At 70.9% G+C, this 17,944-nt stretch carries 19 protein-coding genes; 9 read left to right on the top strand and 10 right to left on the bottom strand.

The annotated features are described in order from the left end of the window. Nucleotides 1-83: 83 nt before the first annotated feature. A complete protein-coding gene (locus tag OG883_RS22485; RefSeq protein ID WP_266543710.1) occupies nt 84-1,079 on the bottom strand; it encodes an NAD-dependent epimerase/dehydratase family protein in 996 nt (331 codons plus the stop codon). A gap of 208 nt (nt 1,080-1,287) precedes the next feature. Here OG883_RS22485 and OG883_RS22480 point away from each other — a divergent pair, with 208 nt between their 5' ends. Continuing rightward, nucleotides 1,288-1,848 (top strand): hypothetical protein, encoded by a 561-nt coding sequence (locus OG883_RS22480; RefSeq protein WP_266543707.1) that lies wholly within the window; start codon nt 1,288-1,290, stop codon nt 1,846-1,848. A 45-nt stretch (nt 1,849-1,893) separates the two neighbouring features. After that, nucleotides 1,894-3,342 (top strand): PepSY domain-containing protein, encoded by a 1,449-nt coding sequence (locus tag OG883_RS22475; protein WP_266543705.1) that lies wholly within the window; start codon nt 1,894-1,896, stop codon nt 3,340-3,342. A 129-nt stretch (nt 3,343-3,471) separates the two neighbouring features. On the opposite strand, the gene OG883_RS22470 is transcribed toward OG883_RS22475, so the two are convergent. The 3 genes from OG883_RS22470 to glnII all read right to left on the bottom strand — a co-directional run bounded on the left by OG883_RS22470 (nt 3,472) and on the right by glnII (nt 5,424). Then, entirely contained in the window at nt 3,472-4,047 is a 576-nt protein-coding gene (locus tag OG883_RS22470; RefSeq protein WP_266543703.1) for a winged helix-turn-helix domain-containing protein, read from the bottom strand. 91 nt (nt 4,048-4,138) lie between these two features. Continuing rightward, a complete protein-coding gene (locus OG883_RS22465; protein WP_266543701.1) occupies nt 4,139-4,339 on the bottom strand; it encodes a hypothetical protein in 201 nt (66 codons plus the stop codon). A 65-nt stretch (nt 4,340-4,404) separates the two neighbouring features. Beyond that, complete coding sequence (glnII, locus tag OG883_RS22460) at nt 4,405-5,424, bottom strand: glutamine synthetase (protein WP_266543699.1); 1,020 nt, start codon at nt 5,422-5,424, stop codon at nt 4,405-4,407. 273 nt (nt 5,425-5,697) lie between these two features. On the opposite strand from glnII, the gene OG883_RS22455 reads away from it, so the two are divergent. Further along, a complete protein-coding gene (locus tag OG883_RS22455) occupies nt 5,698-6,675 on the top strand; it encodes a Gfo/Idh/MocA family protein (protein WP_266543696.1) in 978 nt (325 codons plus the stop codon). Between the two features lie 305 nt (nt 6,676-6,980). Here the strand turns inward: OG883_RS22455 and OG883_RS22450 are convergent, their stop codons facing one another. Together OG883_RS22450 and OG883_RS22445 are read right to left on the bottom strand one after the other, a co-directional pair. Continuing rightward, nucleotides 6,981-7,697, bottom strand: a complete 717-nt coding sequence (locus tag OG883_RS22450) for a hypothetical protein (protein ID WP_266543693.1) — start codon at nt 7,695-7,697, stop codon at nt 6,981-6,983. Between the two features lie 147 nt (nt 7,698-7,844). Next, nucleotides 7,845-9,254 (bottom strand): PLP-dependent aminotransferase family protein, encoded by a 1,410-nt coding sequence (locus OG883_RS22445; RefSeq protein WP_266543690.1) that lies wholly within the window; start codon nt 9,252-9,254, stop codon nt 7,845-7,847. 47 nt (nt 9,255-9,301) lie between these two features. Here OG883_RS22445 and OG883_RS22440 point away from each other — a divergent pair, with 47 nt between their 5' ends. Continuing rightward, nucleotides 9,302-9,835: a carboxymuconolactone decarboxylase family protein gene (locus tag OG883_RS22440; protein WP_266543688.1), complete on the top strand. Its 534-nt coding sequence runs from the start codon at nt 9,302-9,304 to the stop codon at nt 9,833-9,835. A 127-nt stretch (nt 9,836-9,962) separates the two neighbouring features. On the opposite strand, the gene OG883_RS22435 is transcribed toward OG883_RS22440, so the two are convergent. Together OG883_RS22435 and OG883_RS22430 are read right to left on the bottom strand one after the other, a co-directional pair. Continuing rightward, a complete protein-coding gene (locus tag OG883_RS22435) occupies nt 9,963-11,387 on the bottom strand; it encodes a hypothetical protein (protein WP_266543686.1) in 1,425 nt (474 codons plus the stop codon). A gap of 175 nt (nt 11,388-11,562) precedes the next feature. Then, nucleotides 11,563-11,925, bottom strand: a complete 363-nt coding sequence (locus OG883_RS22430) for an arsenate reductase family protein (protein ID WP_266543684.1) — start codon at nt 11,923-11,925, stop codon at nt 11,563-11,565. A 121-nt stretch (nt 11,926-12,046) separates the two neighbouring features. Here OG883_RS22430 and OG883_RS22425 point away from each other — a divergent pair, with 121 nt between their 5' ends. Both OG883_RS22425 and OG883_RS22420 read left to right on the top strand, forming a co-directional pair. Beyond that, a complete protein-coding gene (locus OG883_RS22425) occupies nt 12,047-12,340 on the top strand; it encodes a hypothetical protein (RefSeq protein ID WP_266543681.1) in 294 nt (97 codons plus the stop codon). 257 nt (nt 12,341-12,597) lie between these two features. Further along, a complete protein-coding gene (locus OG883_RS22420; RefSeq protein WP_266543678.1) occupies nt 12,598-13,959 on the top strand; it encodes a glycoside hydrolase domain-containing protein in 1,362 nt (453 codons plus the stop codon). Nucleotides 13,960-13,981: 22 nt separating this feature from the next. On the opposite strand, the gene OG883_RS22415 is transcribed toward OG883_RS22420, so the two are convergent. Continuing rightward, nucleotides 13,982-14,896, bottom strand: coding sequence for an MOSC domain-containing protein (locus tag OG883_RS22415; protein WP_266543675.1), 915 nt, complete (start codon nt 14,894-14,896; stop codon nt 13,982-13,984). A gap of 96 nt (nt 14,897-14,992) precedes the next feature. Here OG883_RS22415 and OG883_RS22410 point away from each other — a divergent pair, with 96 nt between their 5' ends. Continuing rightward, a complete protein-coding gene (locus OG883_RS22410) occupies nt 14,993-15,277 on the top strand; it encodes a putative quinol monooxygenase (RefSeq protein ID WP_266543674.1) in 285 nt (94 codons plus the stop codon). A 113-nt stretch (nt 15,278-15,390) separates the two neighbouring features. Here OG883_RS22410 and OG883_RS22405 read toward each other — a convergent pair whose 3' ends face one another. Further along, nucleotides 15,391-15,669, bottom strand: coding sequence for a DUF6355 family natural product biosynthesis protein (locus OG883_RS22405; RefSeq protein WP_266543671.1), 279 nt, complete (start codon nt 15,667-15,669; stop codon nt 15,391-15,393). A gap of 406 nt (nt 15,670-16,075) precedes the next feature. Between OG883_RS22405 and OG883_RS22400 the strand changes: the two genes are divergently transcribed. Then, the gene (locus tag OG883_RS22400; protein WP_266543670.1) at nt 16,076-16,945 is read left to right on the top strand and encodes an arpA protein; all 870 of its coding nucleotides are present in this window, start codon (nt 16,076-16,078) and stop codon (nt 16,943-16,945) included. A gap of 68 nt (nt 16,946-17,013) precedes the next feature. Then, nucleotides 17,014-17,877 carry a class I SAM-dependent methyltransferase gene (locus OG883_RS22395; protein WP_266543667.1) on the top strand — a complete coding sequence of 288 codons (864 nt, stop codon included), beginning with the start codon at nt 17,014-17,016 and terminating at the stop codon, nt 17,875-17,877. Nucleotides 17,878-17,944: the final 67 nt, after the last annotated feature.

Genomic DNA, 17,944 nt, shown 5'->3' with positions numbered 1-17,944 from the left:
ACGGGAAGGGGCGGGGCCGAGGCAAGCAACAAGCCTCGCCCCGCCCCTTCCCCGCCCCTTCCCCGCCCGTTCCCGTCCCTCCCCTACCCTTCCAGGAGCTTCGCCTCCCTCTCCGGGGCCAGGCCCACCGTCGGGCGGTCCGGGCGTTGGGGCGGGGTGCCGCCGATGGACTGGAGCCAGGTCCAGGTGTCCGTCACCGTCTCCTCGACCGGGCGGCAACGCAGGCCCGCCGCCAGGGCCTTGGTGACACAGCTGCCGTGGATCGCGTTGTGGAGATCGCGCTGTTCCGCCCGGGGGATCCAGATCGGCAGGTCCGACCAGGGCTCGATGCCCGCCGCCAGGATCGCCTCCGCCGGCGTCCAGCGCAGCTCCGCGTCCGAGCCGGTGACACGTACGCAGGACTCCAGCAGCTCGCCGATCGTCGCGTGGCCAGGCTCGCTCACGAGGTTGTACGGGCCGTTCAGCCCGGTCTGCGCCGAGTGCAGGATCCAGTCGGCCAGGTCGCGAACGTCGATGTACTGCAGCGGGGTGTCCCGCGGCCCCGGCGCCAGGACGGGGCCGCCGCGCGCCGCACGGCCCAGCCACCACGGCAGCCGGCCGATGTTCTCCCAGGGGCCGATGATCAGCCCCGCGCGCACCAGCAGCGAGCGGTCCTCGCCGAAGGCGTCGAGGACGGCCAGCTCCCCGCCCCGCTTGGCCTGCGGATAGGGGACCTCGCCCGCGTCCGCCGAACCCTCCACCACCGGGGCTGTTTCGTCGTAGCCGTAGCCCGGGGGCCAGGCGTAGACCGAACAGCTCGACACATAGACATAGCGACCGGCCCGTCCCGCCAGCAGCCTGGCCGCATCCCGTACCACCGACGGCGCGGCCGACCAGGTGTCGACGACCACGTCCCACTCTCCCTCGGCGAGTGCCGCCAGGCCGTCCGGAGCGGTGCGGTCGCCAAGGAGCGTGGTGGCGCCGGCCGGGGCTTCGTGCCGTCCCCGGTGGAAGACCGTGACCTGCCATCCCCGCGCGAGGGCCGACTCGGCAACTGCACGGCCTGCGAACTCGGTTCCCCCGAGAATCAGAAGTCTCATGACGGCGATCCTGCCTGGTGGGACGGCCGCCGGGGCAGGGATTCTGCTGCCAGGAGAAACAGCGGCGGAGGCACCCCTCTCCCGCTCCCGGGGTGCGGGATGGCAGCATGTGCGGACCATGACAGATGCCCGGTCGCCGATACGTGCCCTTCGGGCCGCACTCTTTGCGGCGGTATGTGTCACTTTGGCAGCTGTGGGGCATTCCTCCATGTCTGCGCGCGACATCCCGCTCCCGGCACTGTTCGCGGCCTTCGGTGTGACCACGGCCGCCGGCTGGTTCGCGGGCGGCAGACGGCGCGGTGCACCCGCCATCGGCGCCGGGCTGCTCGCCGTCCAGGGCGCACTGCATCTGATCTTCTCCGGCGGGCAGCCGGACCGGCACCACCCCTACCAGCAGCCGCACCAGCACCAGCCGTACGAATTCGCCACCACGGCACTGGAGACGGACGCCGGCATGCTCGCCGCCCACCTCCTCGCCGCCGCAGTCTGCGCGCTCTGGCTGGCCCGCGGCGAGGCCGCGTTCTTCCGTCTCGCGCGCACCGCCGGCATCGTCGCCCTCACCTCCCTGCGGCTCCCACTGCGGCAGCTGCGCCTGCTGCTCCTGCTGCTCACGCCGGGCCGGCTGCCCGACGCCCCGCCGCTTCCCGCGGTACGCCACCGTTCTCCCGCCGCCCGTTTCCACGGCGTCGTCCTCGCGCACTCCCTCGTCCGTCGCGGCCCGCCCGCGCTGCCCGTCCCCCACGCCACGGCCCCCGGAGCAGCCGTCTGACCTGGGGCCGAATCCCCATGTCGAGGCAAACTCCCTAGGATCACCATGGCCATTGACGTCCCCACCACTGCCACCGAGACAGAGGAAGAGCTGCGCGCCGAATCCGGCACCGGCAGCGACAACACCGGCAGAACCTCCAGATCCACCTGGAGCGCACTGCGGCCCCTCGCCCTCCGTATGCACTTCTACGCGGGCCTGCTGATCGCCCCGCTGCTGCTCGTCGCCGCCACCAGCGGTCTGCTCTACGCCCTCTCCTTCCAGGCCGAGAAGGTCCTCTACAGCCATGAGCTCGAGGTCCCGGTCGGCGACCGCACCGTCCCCCTGAATGCTCAGGTCGAGGCCGCCCGCAAGGCCCACCCCGACGGCACCGTGACCGCCGTGTGGCCGTCGCACGAGGACGGCGCCACCACCCGCGTCCTGATGACCTCCCCCGAGGTCGAAGAGGGCAAGTCCCTCGCCGTCTTCGTCAATCCGTACACCGCCGAGGTACGCGGCGAGCTGGCCTCCTACGGCGGCTCCGGCGCCCTCCCGCTGCGCACCTGGCTGGACGAGCTCCACCGCGATCTGCACCTGGGCGACCTCGGCCGCAACTACAGCGAGCTGGCCGCCAGCTGGCTCTGGGTCATCGCGCTGGGCGGCCTGCTGCTCTGGCTCGGCCGCAGGCGCACCGCCAAGCGCGCCCTGCTCCTCCCCGAGCGCGGTGCGAAGGGCCGCCGCAGGACGCTCACCTGGCACGGCTCCATCGGGCTGTGGGCCGTGACCGGACTCGTCCTGCTCTCCGCCACCGGTCTGACCTGGTCGCGGTACGCCGGTGAGAACATCGGCGCGGTCCAGGACCAGCTCGGCGGGGCGACCCCCACCGTCTCCGCGACCCTCGACGGTGGTGCCGGCAGCGGTGAGCACGAAGGTCACGGCGGTTCGGGCAGCGGCACCCACCAGGGCGCGGACGTCGGCGTCGACAAGGCGGTAGAGGCGGCTCGCGCCGCCGGAGTCGACGCGAAGATCGCGGTGACCCTGCCGGCCGAGGGCAGCGGCTATGTGATCAAGGAGAGGGACACCCAGTTCCCCGTCCATCTCGACTCGGTCGCCGTCGACCCGTCCAACGGCAAGGTCATCGACGAACTGCGCTTCGCCGACTACCCGTTGCTCGCCAAGCTGACCCGCTTCGGCATCGACGCCCACACCGGCGTCTTCCTCGGCCTCGCCAACCAGCTGGCGCTGGCCGCCCTCGCCCTCTCCCTCATCCTGCTGACCCTGTGGGGCTACCGGATGTGGTGGCTGCGCAGGCCCACGAAGGACCGGAAGCTGAGCGCGGGCCGTCCCATTCCGCGCGGCACATGGCGCAAGGTGCCGATCACCGCCCTGCTGCCGCTCGCCGCGGTCACGGCGCTGGTCGGCTGGTTCGTCCCGATGCTGGGCATCAGCCTGCTGGTGTTCCTGGTGATCGACGCGGCGTTGGGCGCCGTGGCCCGGGCCCGCGCCTCGCGGGCCTAGACGCGACGGCGCTCCGCGGGCCATCGGCCGGCGGAGCGCCGTACGTGCTGAACCAGCGCCGCTGAGCACTGCGCAGCCCTGAGCTCTGCCCAGCAGTGGTCACGGCTGCTCAGGGCTGCTCGGGGGCGCTCAGGGCGCGTACTTGTAGCCGACCCGCCGTACGGTCTGGATCGTACGGCGGTGCTCGGCGCCCAGCTTGCGGCGCAGCCGGGCCACATGGACATCGACGGTCCGGCCGTCGCCCACATGTCCGTAGCCCCACACGGTGGTCACCAACTGGTCGCGGGTGTGCACCCGGTGAGGATGCGCCACCAGATGCGCGAGCAGCTCGAACTCGAGGTACGTCAGATCCAGCGTCTGACCGCCCACCAGGGCGGTGCGCTGCACCGGGTCGATCCGCACCGGACCTGCCACCTGCTCCGGCTCCTCCTGCAGAGCGGGAGTGGGAGCGGGAGCGGGGACGAGCGGCGGCTGCTGATCGGCCGGTACGAGGACGAGGTAGCCGATCATCGGCGGCTGCCCCGGCAGGGTGGGCAGAGTGTGCGGGGGCGCGGGCAGCCAAGTGGCCCCCGGCGGAAGGAAGTCCGCGACATCGACCACCTCGTCGCGGTCGACGGCCCGGAGTCGGTGACGGCCCGCGGTGGGCAGGGTGGCGGTCGCAGCGGAGACGGCAGGTACGGCGGAGAAGGAACGGGAATTCGCCATGAGAGGTCAGCTCTTTCGCGCGGAGGATGTCGTCGAGTCGGTAGGACGGACGTACGTCGTGCGCGCTGGCCGAAGACCGGGGTGAGCGGCTTTAGAGGGCCTGCGCGTTCACCGCGCGGCAACACACCCGGTCGAAGTCATGGTGCTGCCGGGACGGCCAGAACGGCTCAAGGTCGCTGCGACCTGTCGCGATGTGCTGGTAGCTGGCCATGTCTCCATTGAAGCAGATGCCCTCGTGCGTCAGCAGGGGGCTTCCGCACCTTGATACGGACGATACGGGTGGGACGGTCATTTCACACCGAAAGGCGCCTACCGGTCGGACCGGCGGGCGCCCTTCTCGTGTTCACGGCGGCGGGATCAGACCTGGCCGGCCTTCTCCAGCGCGGCGCAGCAGGTGTCGACGATCAGCCGCGTCACCACGTACGGGTCGACGTTGGCGTTCGGACGGCGGTCCTCGATGTAGCCCTTGCCGTCCTGCTCGACCTGCCACGGGATACGCACCGAGGCGCCACGGTCCGATACGCCGTAGCTGTACTCGTTCCACGGGGCGGTCTCGTGCAGGCCGGTCAGCCGGTCGTCGATGCCCGCGCCGTAGTTCTTGACGTGGTCGAGCGGCTTGGAGCCCTCGCCCAGCGACTCGCAGGCGGTGATGATCGCGTCGTAGCCCTCGCGCATCGCCTTCGTCGAGAAGTTCGTGTGCGCGCCCGCGCCGTTCCAGTCGCCCTTCACCGGCTTCGGGTCGAGCGTCGCGGAGACGTCGAAGTCCTCGGCGGTGCGGTACAGCAGCCAGCGGGCGATCCACAGCTGGTCCGCCACTTCGAGCGGCGCCAGCGGGCCGACCTGGAACTCCCACTGGCCCGGCATGACCTCGGCGTTGATGCCGGAGATGCCCAGACCCGCCTTGAGGCAGTTCTCCAGGTGTTCCTCGACGACGTCACGGCCGAAGATCTCGTCCGAGCCGACGCCGCAGTAGTAGCCGCCCTGGGCGGCCGGGAAGCCGCCCTCGGGGAAGCCGAGCGGGCGCGAGCCCTTGAAGAAGGTGTACTCCTGCTCGATGCCGAAGATCGGCTCCTGCGCGCCGAACTTCTCGGAGACCTCGGCGAGCGCGGCACGCGTGTTGGACTCGTGCGGCGTCATGTCCGTGTTGAGGACCTCGCACATCACCAGGACGTTGTCGCCGCCGCGGATCGGGTCCGGACAGGTGAAGACCGGCTTGAGCACACGGTCGGACGCGTGGCCCTTGGCCTGGTTGGTGCTGGACCCGTCGAAGCCCCAGATGGGCAGCTCGGCGCCATCCGTCAGGATCTTCGTCTTCGAGCGAAGCTTGGCGGTCGGCTCTGTGCCGTCGATCCAGATGTACTCAGCCTTGAAGGTCACGGGGCCTCATCCTTTGCGGGTGCAGCGGTATGGAGCGAAGCTTCGCAATGCGCGATTTCCCGGCCGTTGCCCGACTGTGAACGCGGTGTTACCTAAGTTTCCTGCGTTTCACGCGCCCCCGGTGCGGCCCGGTCTCCGCTGAGCGACGCGATCCGCGCGTCACGGGTCCGGCGGGGGTCACGCACGTCGAAACCGTCCGCGTCGTATACAGAATTCAGCGATGGCCACCCGGGGGAACCCTGGCGTTCCTCTCCGCGGGGCAGACTGGGCCGCATGACGAAGCCCGCGATGACGACGCCCGCGAAGCAGTTGCGGATCGGACTCCTCGGCGCCGGGCCCTGGGCGGAGCGCACCCAGGCCCCCGCGCTCGCCGCCCACCCGGGCGTTGCGTTCCACGGGGTGTGGGCCCGGCGGCCCGAGGCGGCCACCGCGCTCGCCGCCGCCCACGGCGCGACGGCGTACTCAGGCTACGGCGACGACGGCATCGACGCCCTTCTCTCGGCCTGTGACGCGGTCGCCTTCGCTCTGCCGCCGGACGTGCAGGCGCCCCTCGCGGCCCGGGCTGCCGCGGCCGGATGCCATCTGCTGCTGGACAAGCCGGTGGCGACGACCGTGGCCGGGGCGCTGGAGGCGGCCCGGGCGGCGGAGCGCGCCCAGGTCGCGTCGGTGGTCTTCTGCACGCTGCGTTTCGCCGCGGACACCGCGCCCTGGATCGCCCGGCAGGCGGCGGCGGACGGCTGGTTCACGGCCCGCGCGCAGTGGCTCGGCTCGCTCTACGCGCCCGGTGGGGACAGCCTGTACGCGGCGTCGCCGTGGCGGCGCGAGAAGGGCGGGCTGTGGGACGTCGGGCCGCATGTGCTGTCCGTGCTGCTCCCGGTGCTCGGCGACGTGACGGCCGTGACCGCGGCGCGCGGCCCGGCGGACACCGTGCACCTGGTGCTGAGGCACGCGTCCGAGGCATCGAGTACGGCGACACTCGGCCTCACCGCGCCGCCCAAGGCGGCGGGCGCGAGCATCGAGTTCGTGGGCGAGCAGGGGACGGTGGCACTGCCGTCGTGGGGCGATGCGATCGGCTCGTTCGGGGCGGCGCTCGACGCGCTGCTGGAGGCGGTGCGTACGGGGCGGGCGCACGACTGCGACATCCGGTTCGGGCTGCGGCTCACCGAGATCCTGGCCGAGGCGGAGGCAGCGCTGGAGGCGGAGAAGGCTGTGGAGGGGAAGGCTGTGGAGGGGAAGCCGCTCATGTGGTGAACGCGGCCACTGCGGTGCCGCAGTGCCGCGGTGCTCGACGCCACCAGAGTCCAGGCGGCGTCGTCGTAAGGGTGTAACGGTCGCCTTCACTCTGCGGGGCGGCCGGCAGGGCGTCGGCCAGGACGGTGCCGTACACACCGCCGGACATCCGGTTTCGCAACGGGCGCTCCTCCCAGGGACGGTGGAAGGGGGAGGTTTTCCACCGTGTAGGTGCGAAACGGGGATGTCGGTCAGCGCTGGGGACCATTTCCGCTGACCGACATGTCCGGAGGGTGAGAACGGCACCGTCCAGATCCCCTCAGGGGTCAGCCGACGCGCTCGATCCGGGCGTTGCGGATGAGGAACTTACCGGCCTCACGGACCTCCTCGAAGGCCGCGTTGTTCAGCAGGGCGCAGCTTCCGGAGACGGAGGTGACCTCGACGGTCGTGGACTTGTTGTTGTCGAGGTTGGTCACCTTGAGAGAGGTGCCGACCGGGAACTGGTTGCTGGAGGCGGCCGGAGCGCCGCCCTCGCCGGAGAGGGTCACGGTCGAGCCGGCGCAGACGACCTCTCCGCCCGCCTGACCGCCGCCCTGGTTGCCGCCTTCCTCGTTGCCGCCCTGTTCGTTGCCGCCCTGGTTGTCGGCGGGGGGCTGCTCCGCGGCGGGGGGCTGCTCGGCGGGGGGCTGCTCCGCGGCCGGGGGCTGCTCTTCGGCAGGAGGCTCGGCGGGCGCCTGTTCGGCGGGCGGAGCCGCCTCGGCTCCGCCCCCGCCGACCTCGCACCCGGAGGCGGCCTGTTTCCGCTTGATCTCCTCGATGACGGCCTGCCGGTTGGCGATCCGTGCCTCGGACTGGGCATCCGGGTTGGCGCGCTGCCCGGCGATGAACTTCTCGTTGTTCTGCAGCGCCGTGACCAGTCCGTCGCAGGCCACCGACGCCTGACTGGTACCGGTCATCACCACTGCCGTACCACCGACGAGCGCGGCGGCGCCGACGAGCAGAGCGATCTTCTTCTTCCCGCTGAGGGTCTTCTTGCGCGACACGTGGGACTCCTGTTGGGTCGGTTCCGTGTGCCGTTACGTACGAGTAGCCATTCCGTTCTACTCACCCCTCTCACCCGTAACTTCCTTAACTTTCCTTAAGGTTGAGAGCGCTTGCCCGGGTTCCCGCCCGGGTGCTCCCCCGAGTCCTCACCCGGGCGGCAGGGCCCGGCACAGGGCGTCCAGCGCCCCGGCGTAACTGCGCTCGGGCGGCGTCGCGTAGCCGACGACCAGCCCGTCCCGCCCCTCCGCCGGGAATTCCGGATGGCGGTAGTCGTCGAGCCCTTCGACGGCAAGACCCTGCCAGGCCGCCGCCTTCACCACGGCCCGCTCGGTCCCCGGCGGGAGTTCGAGCACGGCGTGCAGTCCCGCCGCGATCCCGGTCACCCGCACCTGCGGCGCCCGCTCCGCCAGGGCCGACACCAGCTGGTCCCGACGGCGCCGGTGGCGCTGGCGCATCTTGCGCACATGGCGGTCGTACGCCCCCGAGGTGATGAAGTCCGCGAGCGTGAGCTGCTCCGTGGCACTCGACCACTGCTCGCGCTCGCCCTTCGCGGCCACCACGTCGTCCACCAGCTGCTCGGGCAGCACCATCCAGCCGATCCGCAGGGTGGGGGAGAGGCTCTTGCTCACCGACCCCATCAGCACCACTCGGTCGGGGTCCAGACTCTGCACCGCACCCACCGGCTGGCGGTCGTAGCGGAACTCGCCGTCGTAGTCGTCCTCCAGGACCAGCCCGCCCGTCGACCGCGCCCAGTCCACGACCGCCGTACGCCGTTCCGGATGCAGCGGTCCGCCGGTCGGGAACTGGTGCGCCGGAGTCAGCAGCACCGCGCCCACCGCCCCCAACCCGTCGACGCGAGCGCCGTGTTCGTCGACCGGCAGCGGAACGGTGCGTACGCCCCCCTCGGCCAGCAGCCCGCGGTGGAACGGCAGCCCGTGCGACTCCACCGCCCACCGGCCGGACCGCCCGCTCGCGACTGCCGACATCAGCCGCAGCGCGTGCGCGGCCCCCGAGCAGAGCACGATCCGCCCGGGGACCGTCCGCACCCCGCGCACCCGCGCCAGATACCCGGCCAGCGCCTCCCGCAGCTCAGCGCGCCCTCGCGGATCGCCGGGCCCGAAGGCATCGTGCGGCGCGGCGGTCAGCGCCCGCCGCGCCGAAGCCAGCCAGGCGCCGCGCGGAAAGGCGGAGGGGTCCGGCTGCCCCTGCACCAGGTCGTACGTCGGCCGGGAGGCGCGGGGTTGGGTGCGCTGTCTGCGTACGGGCGCGACCGGCGCGACCTGCTGGGCAACCCGGGTCCCGGACCCCTGGCGCGCGGTGAGCCACCCCTCCGCGACCAGCTCGGCGTACGCGTCGGCGACGGTGTTGCGGGCGATCCCCAGGTCGGCGGCGAGGGAGCGGTAGGGCGGCAGCCTCGTGCCCGGGGCCAGCTGCCCGCTCCGTACGGCGCCACGCAACGCCCGCATCAGAACGGCGCGCCGGCTGCCCGGACCCGTCAGCTCCAGATGCAGATCGGCCCCCAGGCTCTCCGCAGAATTGACCCAGGAATCTGCCACTCAAATGCACCTCATCACCGGTCGCTTGTACCTCTAGATTCGTACACATGACGACGACAGAGATCAAGACGACAGAGATCAAGACGGCGGCGGTCAAGGCGGCAGCGGTCGGGACGACAGGGACCGACCAGGCTCCCGCCCGCATCAACTTCGCCAAGCTGGCCCCGAAGGCCTTCCGCGCCGTGATCGGCCTGGACGCCGCGGCCCGCGAGGGCCTGGACCCGACGCTCGTGGAGCTGGTGCAGATCCGCTCCTCGCAGCTCAACCACTGCGCCTACTGCCTGCATATGCACACCGGCGACGCACGCAAGGCGGGCGAGAGCGAGGAGCGCCTGCACATGACGGGCGTCTGGCGGGAGGCAAAGCACTTCTTCACCGAGAAGGAGCAGGCTGCCCTCGCCCTCACCGAGGCGGTCACACTGGTGGCGGACGGGGGAGTGCCGGACGCTGTGTACGCGCAGGCGGCGGCCCACTTCGAGGAGCGGGAGCTGGCGCAGCTGCTCGCCCTTATCTTCACCATCAACACGTGGAACCGGATCGCGCTCGCGACGGGGAAGGTGGCCGGCACGGACGAGCGGTGAGTTCGGAAGGGCCGGTCCCGTAGCCCTGTTCCGTAGTCCTGTTCCCCCTGGTCCTGCGCAGGCCGGCGCGTCGGCGCGTCGGCGCGGAGTTCCGGGGCCCGCAGCCGGCCGGGGCCGGGGCGGCCGGTTACCGCGCCTGCGCAGGGCCGGCCGGGTACGCGACCGACGCCGGGACCCCCGCCTCGTCGAGCAGCCGGAGCATGTCCTCGACCGGCAGGGACGGATTGCCTCCCGCTCCCGCCGCGGCCTCGGGATCGGACAGCAACTCCCGTATCCGCTCGACGGAAAGCCGCGGATCGCGGGCGGCGGAGCGGCGCACCGAAGCCACCTCCTCGCGGCTCAGACGGTCCACCAGCTCGGCACTGGCCCCCGGGTCGTACAGGGCGCGCGAGCGGCGCCAGGGCTCGGGGTGGTCCGCGAAGATCGCGGCGAGTCCGGCCTTGGGGAAACCGGGGCGGACGATCAGCATTTCCCGGGCCCGGTGCTCTCCGTGGACGTACACATCGAGGAGCAGCTCGGGAGGCGGCTCCGGATGGTATTCGCACAGCAGCAGCCGTACGGCGAAGTCCTCGTCCGACGCGAGGAGTTGGACCAGATCCGGAGGCACATGCGGACTGACGGCGGCGCTGCGGCGGAGCCAGGGGTGCGCGGAGGTGACACACCTGCGCAGCACGTCCAGGTCCTCGCGGGCCCGCCACACCCAGTCCAGCGTGCCCAGCCGGTCCTCGGGACCGACCTCGTAGTCGATCGCCGCCCGTTCCTCCTCGGTCAGCTCGGGGCGGGCCGAGACGGCGAGGCGTACGCGCGGGTTTTCGTCGGTGGCGAGGAGCGCCACGAGGTCGGCCGGGAGCGAGGGGTTCGCGGCGAGGTCGGGCAGCCGGGTCCGCTTCCGCAGTGCCTGCTCGGCCACGTCGCGGCTGAGCCGCCCGCGCCGCAGTACGTCGCCGAGCTCCCCTTCGCCGTCGAGTGCCTCGACGAGCTCGCCGGTGAGCTGTTCGTCCTCCTCGTACACATGCAGCGAGGCTGCCCTGCGTACGTCCGGATCCTCGTCGCGGAGCAGCGCACGGCGCGTCTCCTCCGGGAGGAGGTGCCATGTTCGGCGGCAGGCCCAGTACCGGAAGCCGGGGGAGGTGTGGTCCGCCAGGCCTGCCAGGAAGCGGGGCGAGATCGTCGCGGATCCCAGCGCCTCGTACACGACCTGCGGCCGCTCGTCGGCGAGCAGCCGCTCGTACGCCCAGTCCGGCAGCGGCTTCGGTTTCCCGTAGGGCATCGGGCCGGCCGCCAGCGCGAACCTGACCGACCCGGTCGGGTCGTGGGCGAGCCTGGCGCGCTGGACCGGGTCGCCGAGCACGCTCTGAGCGAAGGTCCCGCGCACATGGGCCGTGGGGTGCGCGACGATTGCGTCCACGACCTCATCCGGCAGGTCCGCGCGCCGTGCGACCGCGTGCAGGATGTCGCGGTCCTCGAAGGCGAGCAGCCGCAGCAGCAGCGGAGCCGGCGTCGACGGGTTGCTCGCGATACCGCTCAGTGCCTGCCATTGGTGCTGGTCCATCCCGCCCCCACGATCGTCCGGTGCAGCAGCGTCATCGGGACGTACACCGGGACGTACCCATCGAGGAGCGGCTCGGGCGGCGGCCAGGTCCATCGACGAGCCGTAGCTGTTGCGCGCCGACCGGGCCTGCCGCACCGCTGTGACCCGGTATCGCCACGTGGGCCGTTCCCGAGTTTCAGGTGCGGCCGATGGCGTCCCGTACGGCCTCGTCCGTACGCCCCACCACGGCCGTCCCGTCGTCCGCGGTGATGATCGGCCGCTGGATCAGCTTGGGGTGCTGCGCGAGCGCCGCGATCCACCGGCCCCGCGAATCCTCGTCCCGCGCCCACTCCTTGAGCCCCAGCTCCTTGGCCGTGGCCTCCCCGGTCCGTGTGATGTCCCACGGCTCCAGCCCGAGCCGCGCGAGCACGGCCCGGATCTCCTCCTCGGTCGGTACGTCCTCCAGGTAGCGCCGGACGGTGTACGCGGCGCCCTCCGCATCGAGCAGGTCGATGGCGCTGCGGCACTTGGAACATGCGGGATTGATCCAGATCTCCATGTCCTGACCGTATCGCGCGATCCGCCCTCAAACGCCGCCTGGCCAGCGGCGATTGTCAGTGCCCCTCAGTAGAATGGACAGTAGTTCGGGATGGTCCCGCCACCGCGCCAGGAGGTTGCCGATGGCCGTTGCCACACTCACGACGAAGCCCCAGCACAAGTCCCAGCAGAAGCCCCAGTACAAGCCGCTGACGAAGAAGCCGCTCCCGGCCGGACAGCCACGCGAGTGGTATGTCTCGCACAACCGCCGGCTGAAGGCCATGCGCCTCGCCATCGCCCTGCTCGACTCGGGGATCTACCACCCGGCGACCGCCGACAACCGCAGGATAAGCGCGACCGCCGAGCGCATCGGGGTCCACCCGCCGTCCGACACGACCTGCCGGATGGTGCGGGCACTGATCCGCTACGGCCGCTGAACAGAGGCGTCCCGCCGCTGCCGCCCCGGGTGGCAGCGGCGGGACGCGCACGTCTTCAACGGCTCTGAACCGCCTGCCGTGAAGGGCTTGCAGGGCCCTGCGCTGCCCTGTCACTGCCCGGCACCGCCCTGAACGCCTGCATACGGCCTGAACGGCCTGCACGGTTTCCGGCAACAAACCCGAGCGGCAGAGGGTGCAGTTGGCGCAGAGCGGGGCATTCTGGTCTCACTCGGTTCAAGCCGCCCCGGGGAGCAGTCATGTCACACCCGCACCGCGCCGTTCGTCCTCGTCGTCCTCTTCCTCCCCTCCGCAGATTCCTCGTCTTCTCGGCCGCCGGCGTACTGGGCGCAGGCACCGCGCTCACCTTCGCCCCGCCCGCCGCCGCCGAACCGGCCACGGCGGTCGCCTATCCGGCCGGAGCGAGCGCCACCCGCTACTCCGGACTCGCCTTCGACACCTGTACGGCACCGCCGCTGACCGCGATCAAGGCATGGAGCGCGTCCCCGTACCGCGCCGTCGGTGTGTACATCGGCGGCGTCAACCGCACCTGTGCCCAGCCACAACTGACCGCGTCCTGGGTCGCCTCCGTGTCTGCGCTGAAGTGGCGTCTGCTGCCCGTGTACAAGGGCCTGCAACCGCCGTGCGGCGGCAAGCCCACCGACGCCAAGATCAGCTCCGTCCCGGCGACCGCCAGGTCCCAGGGCACCACGGCGGCCACCGACGCCATCGACAAGGCGAAGGCCCTCGGCATGCAGCCCGGCAGCGCCTTCTACAACGACATCGAGCACTACTCCCAGACCGACAGCACCTGCCGGACCGCTGTGCTCTCGTACGTCTCCGCCTGGACGAAGGAGCTGCACCGGCGCGGCTATGTCTCCGGCGTCTACATGAACCTCAATCTCGGCGCCAAACAGCTCTCCGACGTGTACACCTCCACGGCGTACGCCCGCCCCGACGCGCTGTGGATCGCCCGCTACGACGGAGTCGACTCGCTGAAGGGATGGACCGGTATCGCCGACTCCAAGTGGGCCGTCCACCAGCGGGCCAAGCAGTTCAAGGGCAGCCACGACGAGACCTACGGCGGGGTCACCCTCAACATCGACACCAACCGGCTCGACACCCCGGTCGCCACCGTGGCGTACACCTACACGGCGACGAGCTCGACCCCGCTCAACGCCCGCACGGGACCCTCGACCAGCTACCCCGTCGTCAAGAGCTGGGCCCCCCGGTCCTCCCTCAAGGTGGTGTGCCAGGCGCCCGGTTCCACCGTCGGCAGCACCCCCGTCTGGAACAAGCTCACCGACGGAAGCTACGTCACCGACCACTACGTCAGTACCCCGTCCGCCACGGGCTACAGTGCCCCGCTGCCGCGCTGCACGTACCCCTACCAGACCACCGCGAGCGGCGGCCTCACCCAGCGCAGCGGGCCCGGCACCTCGTACGCCGCCGTGGGGACCTCCCCCAACGGATCGCTGGCCTGGGTGGTCTGCCAGCGGAGCGGTTCCACGACCGGCACCACCAAGATCTGGGACAGGCTCGACAACGGCCGCTATGTCTCGGACTACTACGTGGCCACAGCCAGCAACACCACCTACAGCAAGCCGGCACCACGCTGCTGACGGGTGCGCCCGGGGCGACCGCTCAGGCGGCCGCCCCGCCCGCCGCACCTGCCCCGGCCACCTCGCCCGCCGCACCTGCCCCGTTTGACCCTTCCGCCCCAGCAGTGCCGTCCGCCCATGTCGGCAGTGCCGTATCGCCGACGCTCAGCGCCCCGGGCCGCAGGACCGCCGCCTTCATACCGAAGCTGACCTTGTTCTCGTACGCCGGCTCCCGCCGGTAGGCGGCCAGCGTGCGGATCGGCTCGGGACCGGCACGGCGACCGGTGAGCTGGTCGACCATCGGGACGCCGCACCGCATGGCCCTTACGGCATAGGCGAGTTGGACAGTACCGATCTCCAGCCGGCGCATCTCGTCCTCGGCGTGCGGCTCCGTGCAGCCGTCGAGCACGATGTTGGCCCGGAAGCGGTCCATCGGCACAGGAGCCCCGCCCGCCGCCTCGATCCGCGCGTTCAGCCCGTCCAGCGACGCCTGCGACACCACCAGCACGGCGTGCGCGTCCGCGAACCCGACCTTGCCCGGCGTCTCGCCCCACCCGTCCCGGTCGAAGCCCCGCGGCACCCGCACCAGCCGGGACGTGGTGCCCATCACCTGGGAGAACCACTCGGCGGCCAGGTCCCCCTGGTCCGCGCCGTTCCCGATGTCCCGGCCGAACATGCTCACCGGCCGCAGCTCGCCGTCCGGATCGACATCCAGCCGTACGCTCTCGATCCCGGGCGCCGACAGCCGCAGCGCCGTACCCCCGTCGGCCATCTCCGGCCGGATCGCGGCCATGGCGGGCAGCTTCCGCTGACTGCGGAAGCTGCCGTCCGCGGCGTCGACGACCATGAAGGTGCGGTCGTGTTCGAGCCCCGTCCCACCGACCCGCGCGGACTGAACTGCCGTACCGGCACAGCCCTTCACCGGGTAGTACGTCAACGTCCGCACAGTGATCCCCATGCCGACCGATCGTAGTGGCCGTCGGTGAGAGGATCGCGCCGGCAATCACCGCGCAGCGGCCGACGCAGCGGCCACCACTCGCCAGGGGAGACGTACATGCTCATCGTGTCCGGAAGGCTCCACGTCGCCGCGGAAGCCCGCGACGCCTACCTCGCCGACTGCCACGAGGTCGTGACCCAGGCCCGCTCGGCCCCCGGCTGCCTGGACTTCGCGCTCTCGCCCGACCTGCTCGACCCGACCCGTATCAACGTCTACGAACGCTGGGAGTCGGACGCCGACCTCACCGCCTTCCGCGGTGCGGGCCCGGATGCGGGTCAGCAGGCGGCGATCCTGGACGCGGAGGTCATGAGGTACCGCATCTCCGCCACCGAGCCCGCGTGATCTCCGCCACCGAGCCCGCGTGAGGCCCTGATGCGCGCGGACCCGGACCAAGGGCTCTTGCCTCACGACGCGGGCCCGGGGCGCGGCGGCCCGGGCCCGCGGTCATACGGAGGTCAGCAGGTGCGCCCGACGTACCACGCGCCGTCGATGTCGTCGGCCGATCCCAGCCAGGTGATGCCGGGAGCCACACAGCGCTCGTAGTTGGGCCCCCATACCTCCACTTCGATGACGACGCGCGAGCCGTCCCCCGTGCAGTGGTTGTAGTACGCGTCGCTGGAGGTCGCGTAGAACCCGCAGGGGTCGGCCGCCGCCGACGGGGCGGCGGCGGTGGACAGCCCGAGGACGAGTGCTACGGCGCCGAGGACGGCCGGAAGTGAACGGCGAATGCTCATGGGACTCCTTCGTGAGAACGCTGTACTCGAGAACTGACGTCTCGTGCACACGGAAAGCATCACCGAACTCACGCTGTGTAGTCACCCGATCTCGCTCTTACGGGTGATGGAGTCCACCAGATCGAGTGCAGACGCGTTTGAGGTGCGACAACGCGGTATGTGGGAGTGCCGTCCGAGGGTGACGCCTCGACCTCGCGCACGGGCCGAGCGGTCACGGACCGTTGCCGGGATCGTGTCCAGGTCGTACGGCCCGAGTGCGCGGCGCCGCCGCAGTGTGGCGTGTCACAGACAACTTGGCGGCCGCTATGGGAGCTTCAACTCTGTTACTCCTCAGTCGAGTTACCGAAGAGCCGAGATGAGCACCGGACGGCTCCGGGACGATCTGCCCGTACGTGGAGAGGATCGAATGAGCACTTTGGAAGCCGTAACGCTCGACCAGGTGGTCGACACGGCTCGGTATCCCCTGTCGGAACTCGAAAGCGCCGAGGGACAGGCCGTGGTGTCCCGTGCCCGGCGCGAACTGTCCGCTCTCGGCTGCACCGTGCTGCCGGACTTCATCCGTCCCTCGCTCCGCGACGTTCTGAGTCAGGAGTGCTCGGGCATCGCCCCCCGGGCGCACTTCGACACCGAAACGGTCAACGTCTACAACCTTGCGGTGGACTCCGCTCTGCCGCAGGACCACCCCGGCTGGAAGACCTTCCAGCGGGGCAACGCGTTCGTCGCGCGTGACCGCATCCCCGCGGACGCTCTCATCAGCAGGCTCTACTCCCATGAGGTGTTCCATCGCTTCATCGCCCGCTGCTTCGGACTGCCGAAGCTGTACGAACTGGCGGACCCGCTCTCCGGGCTGGTGCTCAACGTCGTTGAGCCGGGCATGGAGCACCCCTGGCACTTCGACACCAACGAGTTCACGGTGAGCATGCTCACCCGGCAGGCGCAGGCCGGCGGCGTCTTCGAGTACTGCCCGAACATCCGGTCCGCGCAGGACGAGAAATTCGACGACGTCCGGGACGTACTGGAAGGCCGGGGCGAACGGTTGATCCGGAGCCTGCCTCTGCAACCCGGTGATCTGCAACTGTTCAAGGGCCGCTACTCGCTGCACCGGGTGAGTTCCGTGCGGGGCGACGTGGCGCGCCACTCCGCGATATTCGCCTACAGCGAGCGCCCCGGCGTCGTCGGGAGCGTGGCACGGACCCGGCAGCTCTTCGGCCGGGTACTGCCCGAACATCTGGCGGCCGAGGGCCGGGCCGTCCGCGGCGACCGGCTGCTGGACTAGCGGGCGGCGAGGGCGAGCAGTCGTCGTAGGCCGTTTCCCACTCTGCGAACCACGGAGGAGTAAGCCCTGTGCGTTTCGACGCGACCGGGAAAGTCACGCTCGACCACATCTATACGCAGCCCGATCCGCGCGCCTATTTCAGCGTGCTGCGCCCGCTCGGCTACTGCGTTCCGCAACAGGCCAAGCCCTACTTCGCGAAGCTCATCAAGGAGTACCGGGAGTCCCAGCAGGTCGCGGTGCCGAAAGTGCTGGACATCGGCTGCTCGTACGGGATCAACGCCGCCCTGCTGAAGTACGACGCGACCATGGACGAGCTGTACGCGCGCTACTGCGGCGTGGAAGACGGCGCTGAAGCAGAAGATCCCGGCCGCCCGGACCAGGAAGTTCGCACGGCGCTGCTGGCCCGCGACCGGGACCTGTCCCGGTCCCGCCGACCCGCGCACGGCATCCGCTTCACCGGCCTGGACACCTCCGGCAGCGCGCTGTCCTACGCCCTCGAGGCCGGTTTCCTCGACGACGCGGTGCACGCCGACCTGGAGGACAACGAGCCCACACCGCGGCAGCGCACCCAGCTCGCCGGGGTGGACCTGGTGATTTCGACTGGCTGCCTCGGCTATGTCACCGAGCGGACGCTCACACGCGTCGTCCGGGCGCAGGGCGACCGCCGGCCCTGGATGGCGCACTTCGTGCTGCGGATGTTTCCCTTCGACCCCGTCGAGCACGCGCTGGCGGGACTCGGCTACCGGACCGTCCGCGTCGAAGAGGTCTTCAGACAACGGCGGTTCGCCTCCCCACAGGAGCAGACGATCGTCCTGGACAGGATGTCGGCCGCCGGGGTGGATGCGCGGGGCCTGGAGGCGGAAGGCTGGCTCTACGCACAGCTCTATCTCTCCCGGCCGCAGGACGCACCACTCATCTGCACAACAATCTGAATCGAGAGCAGAATTGAAGAGCAGTCAGGAAGTAGCAGGCAACGCCAGTTTTGCTCAGGAGGCCGGC

The sequence above is a fragment of the Streptomyces sp. NBC_01142 genome (genome assembly GCF_026341125.1).
Classification (GTDB): Bacteria; Actinomycetota; Actinomycetes; order Streptomycetales; family Streptomycetaceae; genus Streptomyces.
The sequence above is the reverse complement of the archived record's forward strand: the minus strand, read 5'-3'. Positions and strand labels throughout refer to the sequence as shown.

Excerpts from the sequence above, each read along its gene's own strand:
- OG883_RS22420 (WP_266543678.1), top strand. The coding sequence starts at position 12,598 with ATGTCACACCCGCACCGCGCCGTTCGTCCTCGTCGTCCTCTTCCTCCC.
- OG883_RS22440 (WP_266543688.1), top strand. The coding sequence starts at position 9,302 with ATGACGACGACAGAGATCAAGACGACAGAGATCAAGACGGCGGCGGTC.
- OG883_RS22485 (WP_266543710.1), bottom strand. The coding sequence starts at position 1,079 with ATGAGACTTCTGATTCTCGGGGGAACCGAGTTCGCAGGCCGTGCAGTT.
- OG883_RS22425 (WP_266543681.1), top strand. The coding sequence starts at position 12,047 with ATGGCCGTTGCCACACTCACGACGAAGCCCCAGCACAAGTCCCAGCAG.
- OG883_RS22435 (WP_266543686.1), bottom strand. The coding sequence starts at position 11,387 with ATGGACCAGCACCAATGGCAGGCACTGAGCGGTATCGCGAGCAACCCG.
- OG883_RS22415 (WP_266543675.1), bottom strand. The coding sequence starts at position 14,896 with ATGGGGATCACTGTGCGGACGTTGACGTACTACCCGGTGAAGGGCTGT.
- OG883_RS22430 (WP_266543684.1), bottom strand. The coding sequence starts at position 11,925 with ATGGAGATCTGGATCAATCCCGCATGTTCCAAGTGCCGCAGCGCCATC.
- OG883_RS22410 (WP_266543674.1), top strand. The coding sequence starts at position 14,993 with ATGCTCATCGTGTCCGGAAGGCTCCACGTCGCCGCGGAAGCCCGCGAC.
- OG883_RS22465 (WP_266543701.1), bottom strand. The coding sequence starts at position 4,339 with ATGACCGTCCCACCCGTATCGTCCGTATCAAGGTGCGGAAGCCCCCTG.
- OG883_RS22455 (WP_266543696.1), top strand. The coding sequence starts at position 5,698 with ATGACGAAGCCCGCGATGACGACGCCCGCGAAGCAGTTGCGGATCGGA.
- OG883_RS22400 (WP_266543670.1), top strand. The coding sequence starts at position 16,076 with ATGAGCACTTTGGAAGCCGTAACGCTCGACCAGGTGGTCGACACGGCT.
- OG883_RS22405 (WP_266543671.1), bottom strand. The coding sequence starts at position 15,669 with ATGAGCATTCGCCGTTCACTTCCGGCCGTCCTCGGCGCCGTAGCACTC.
- OG883_RS22480 (WP_266543707.1), top strand. The coding sequence starts at position 1,288 with ATGTCTGCGCGCGACATCCCGCTCCCGGCACTGTTCGCGGCCTTCGGT.
- OG883_RS22470 (WP_266543703.1), bottom strand. The coding sequence starts at position 4,047 with ATGGCGAATTCCCGTTCCTTCTCCGCCGTACCTGCCGTCTCCGCTGCG.
- OG883_RS22475 (WP_266543705.1), top strand. The coding sequence starts at position 1,894 with ATGGCCATTGACGTCCCCACCACTGCCACCGAGACAGAGGAAGAGCTG.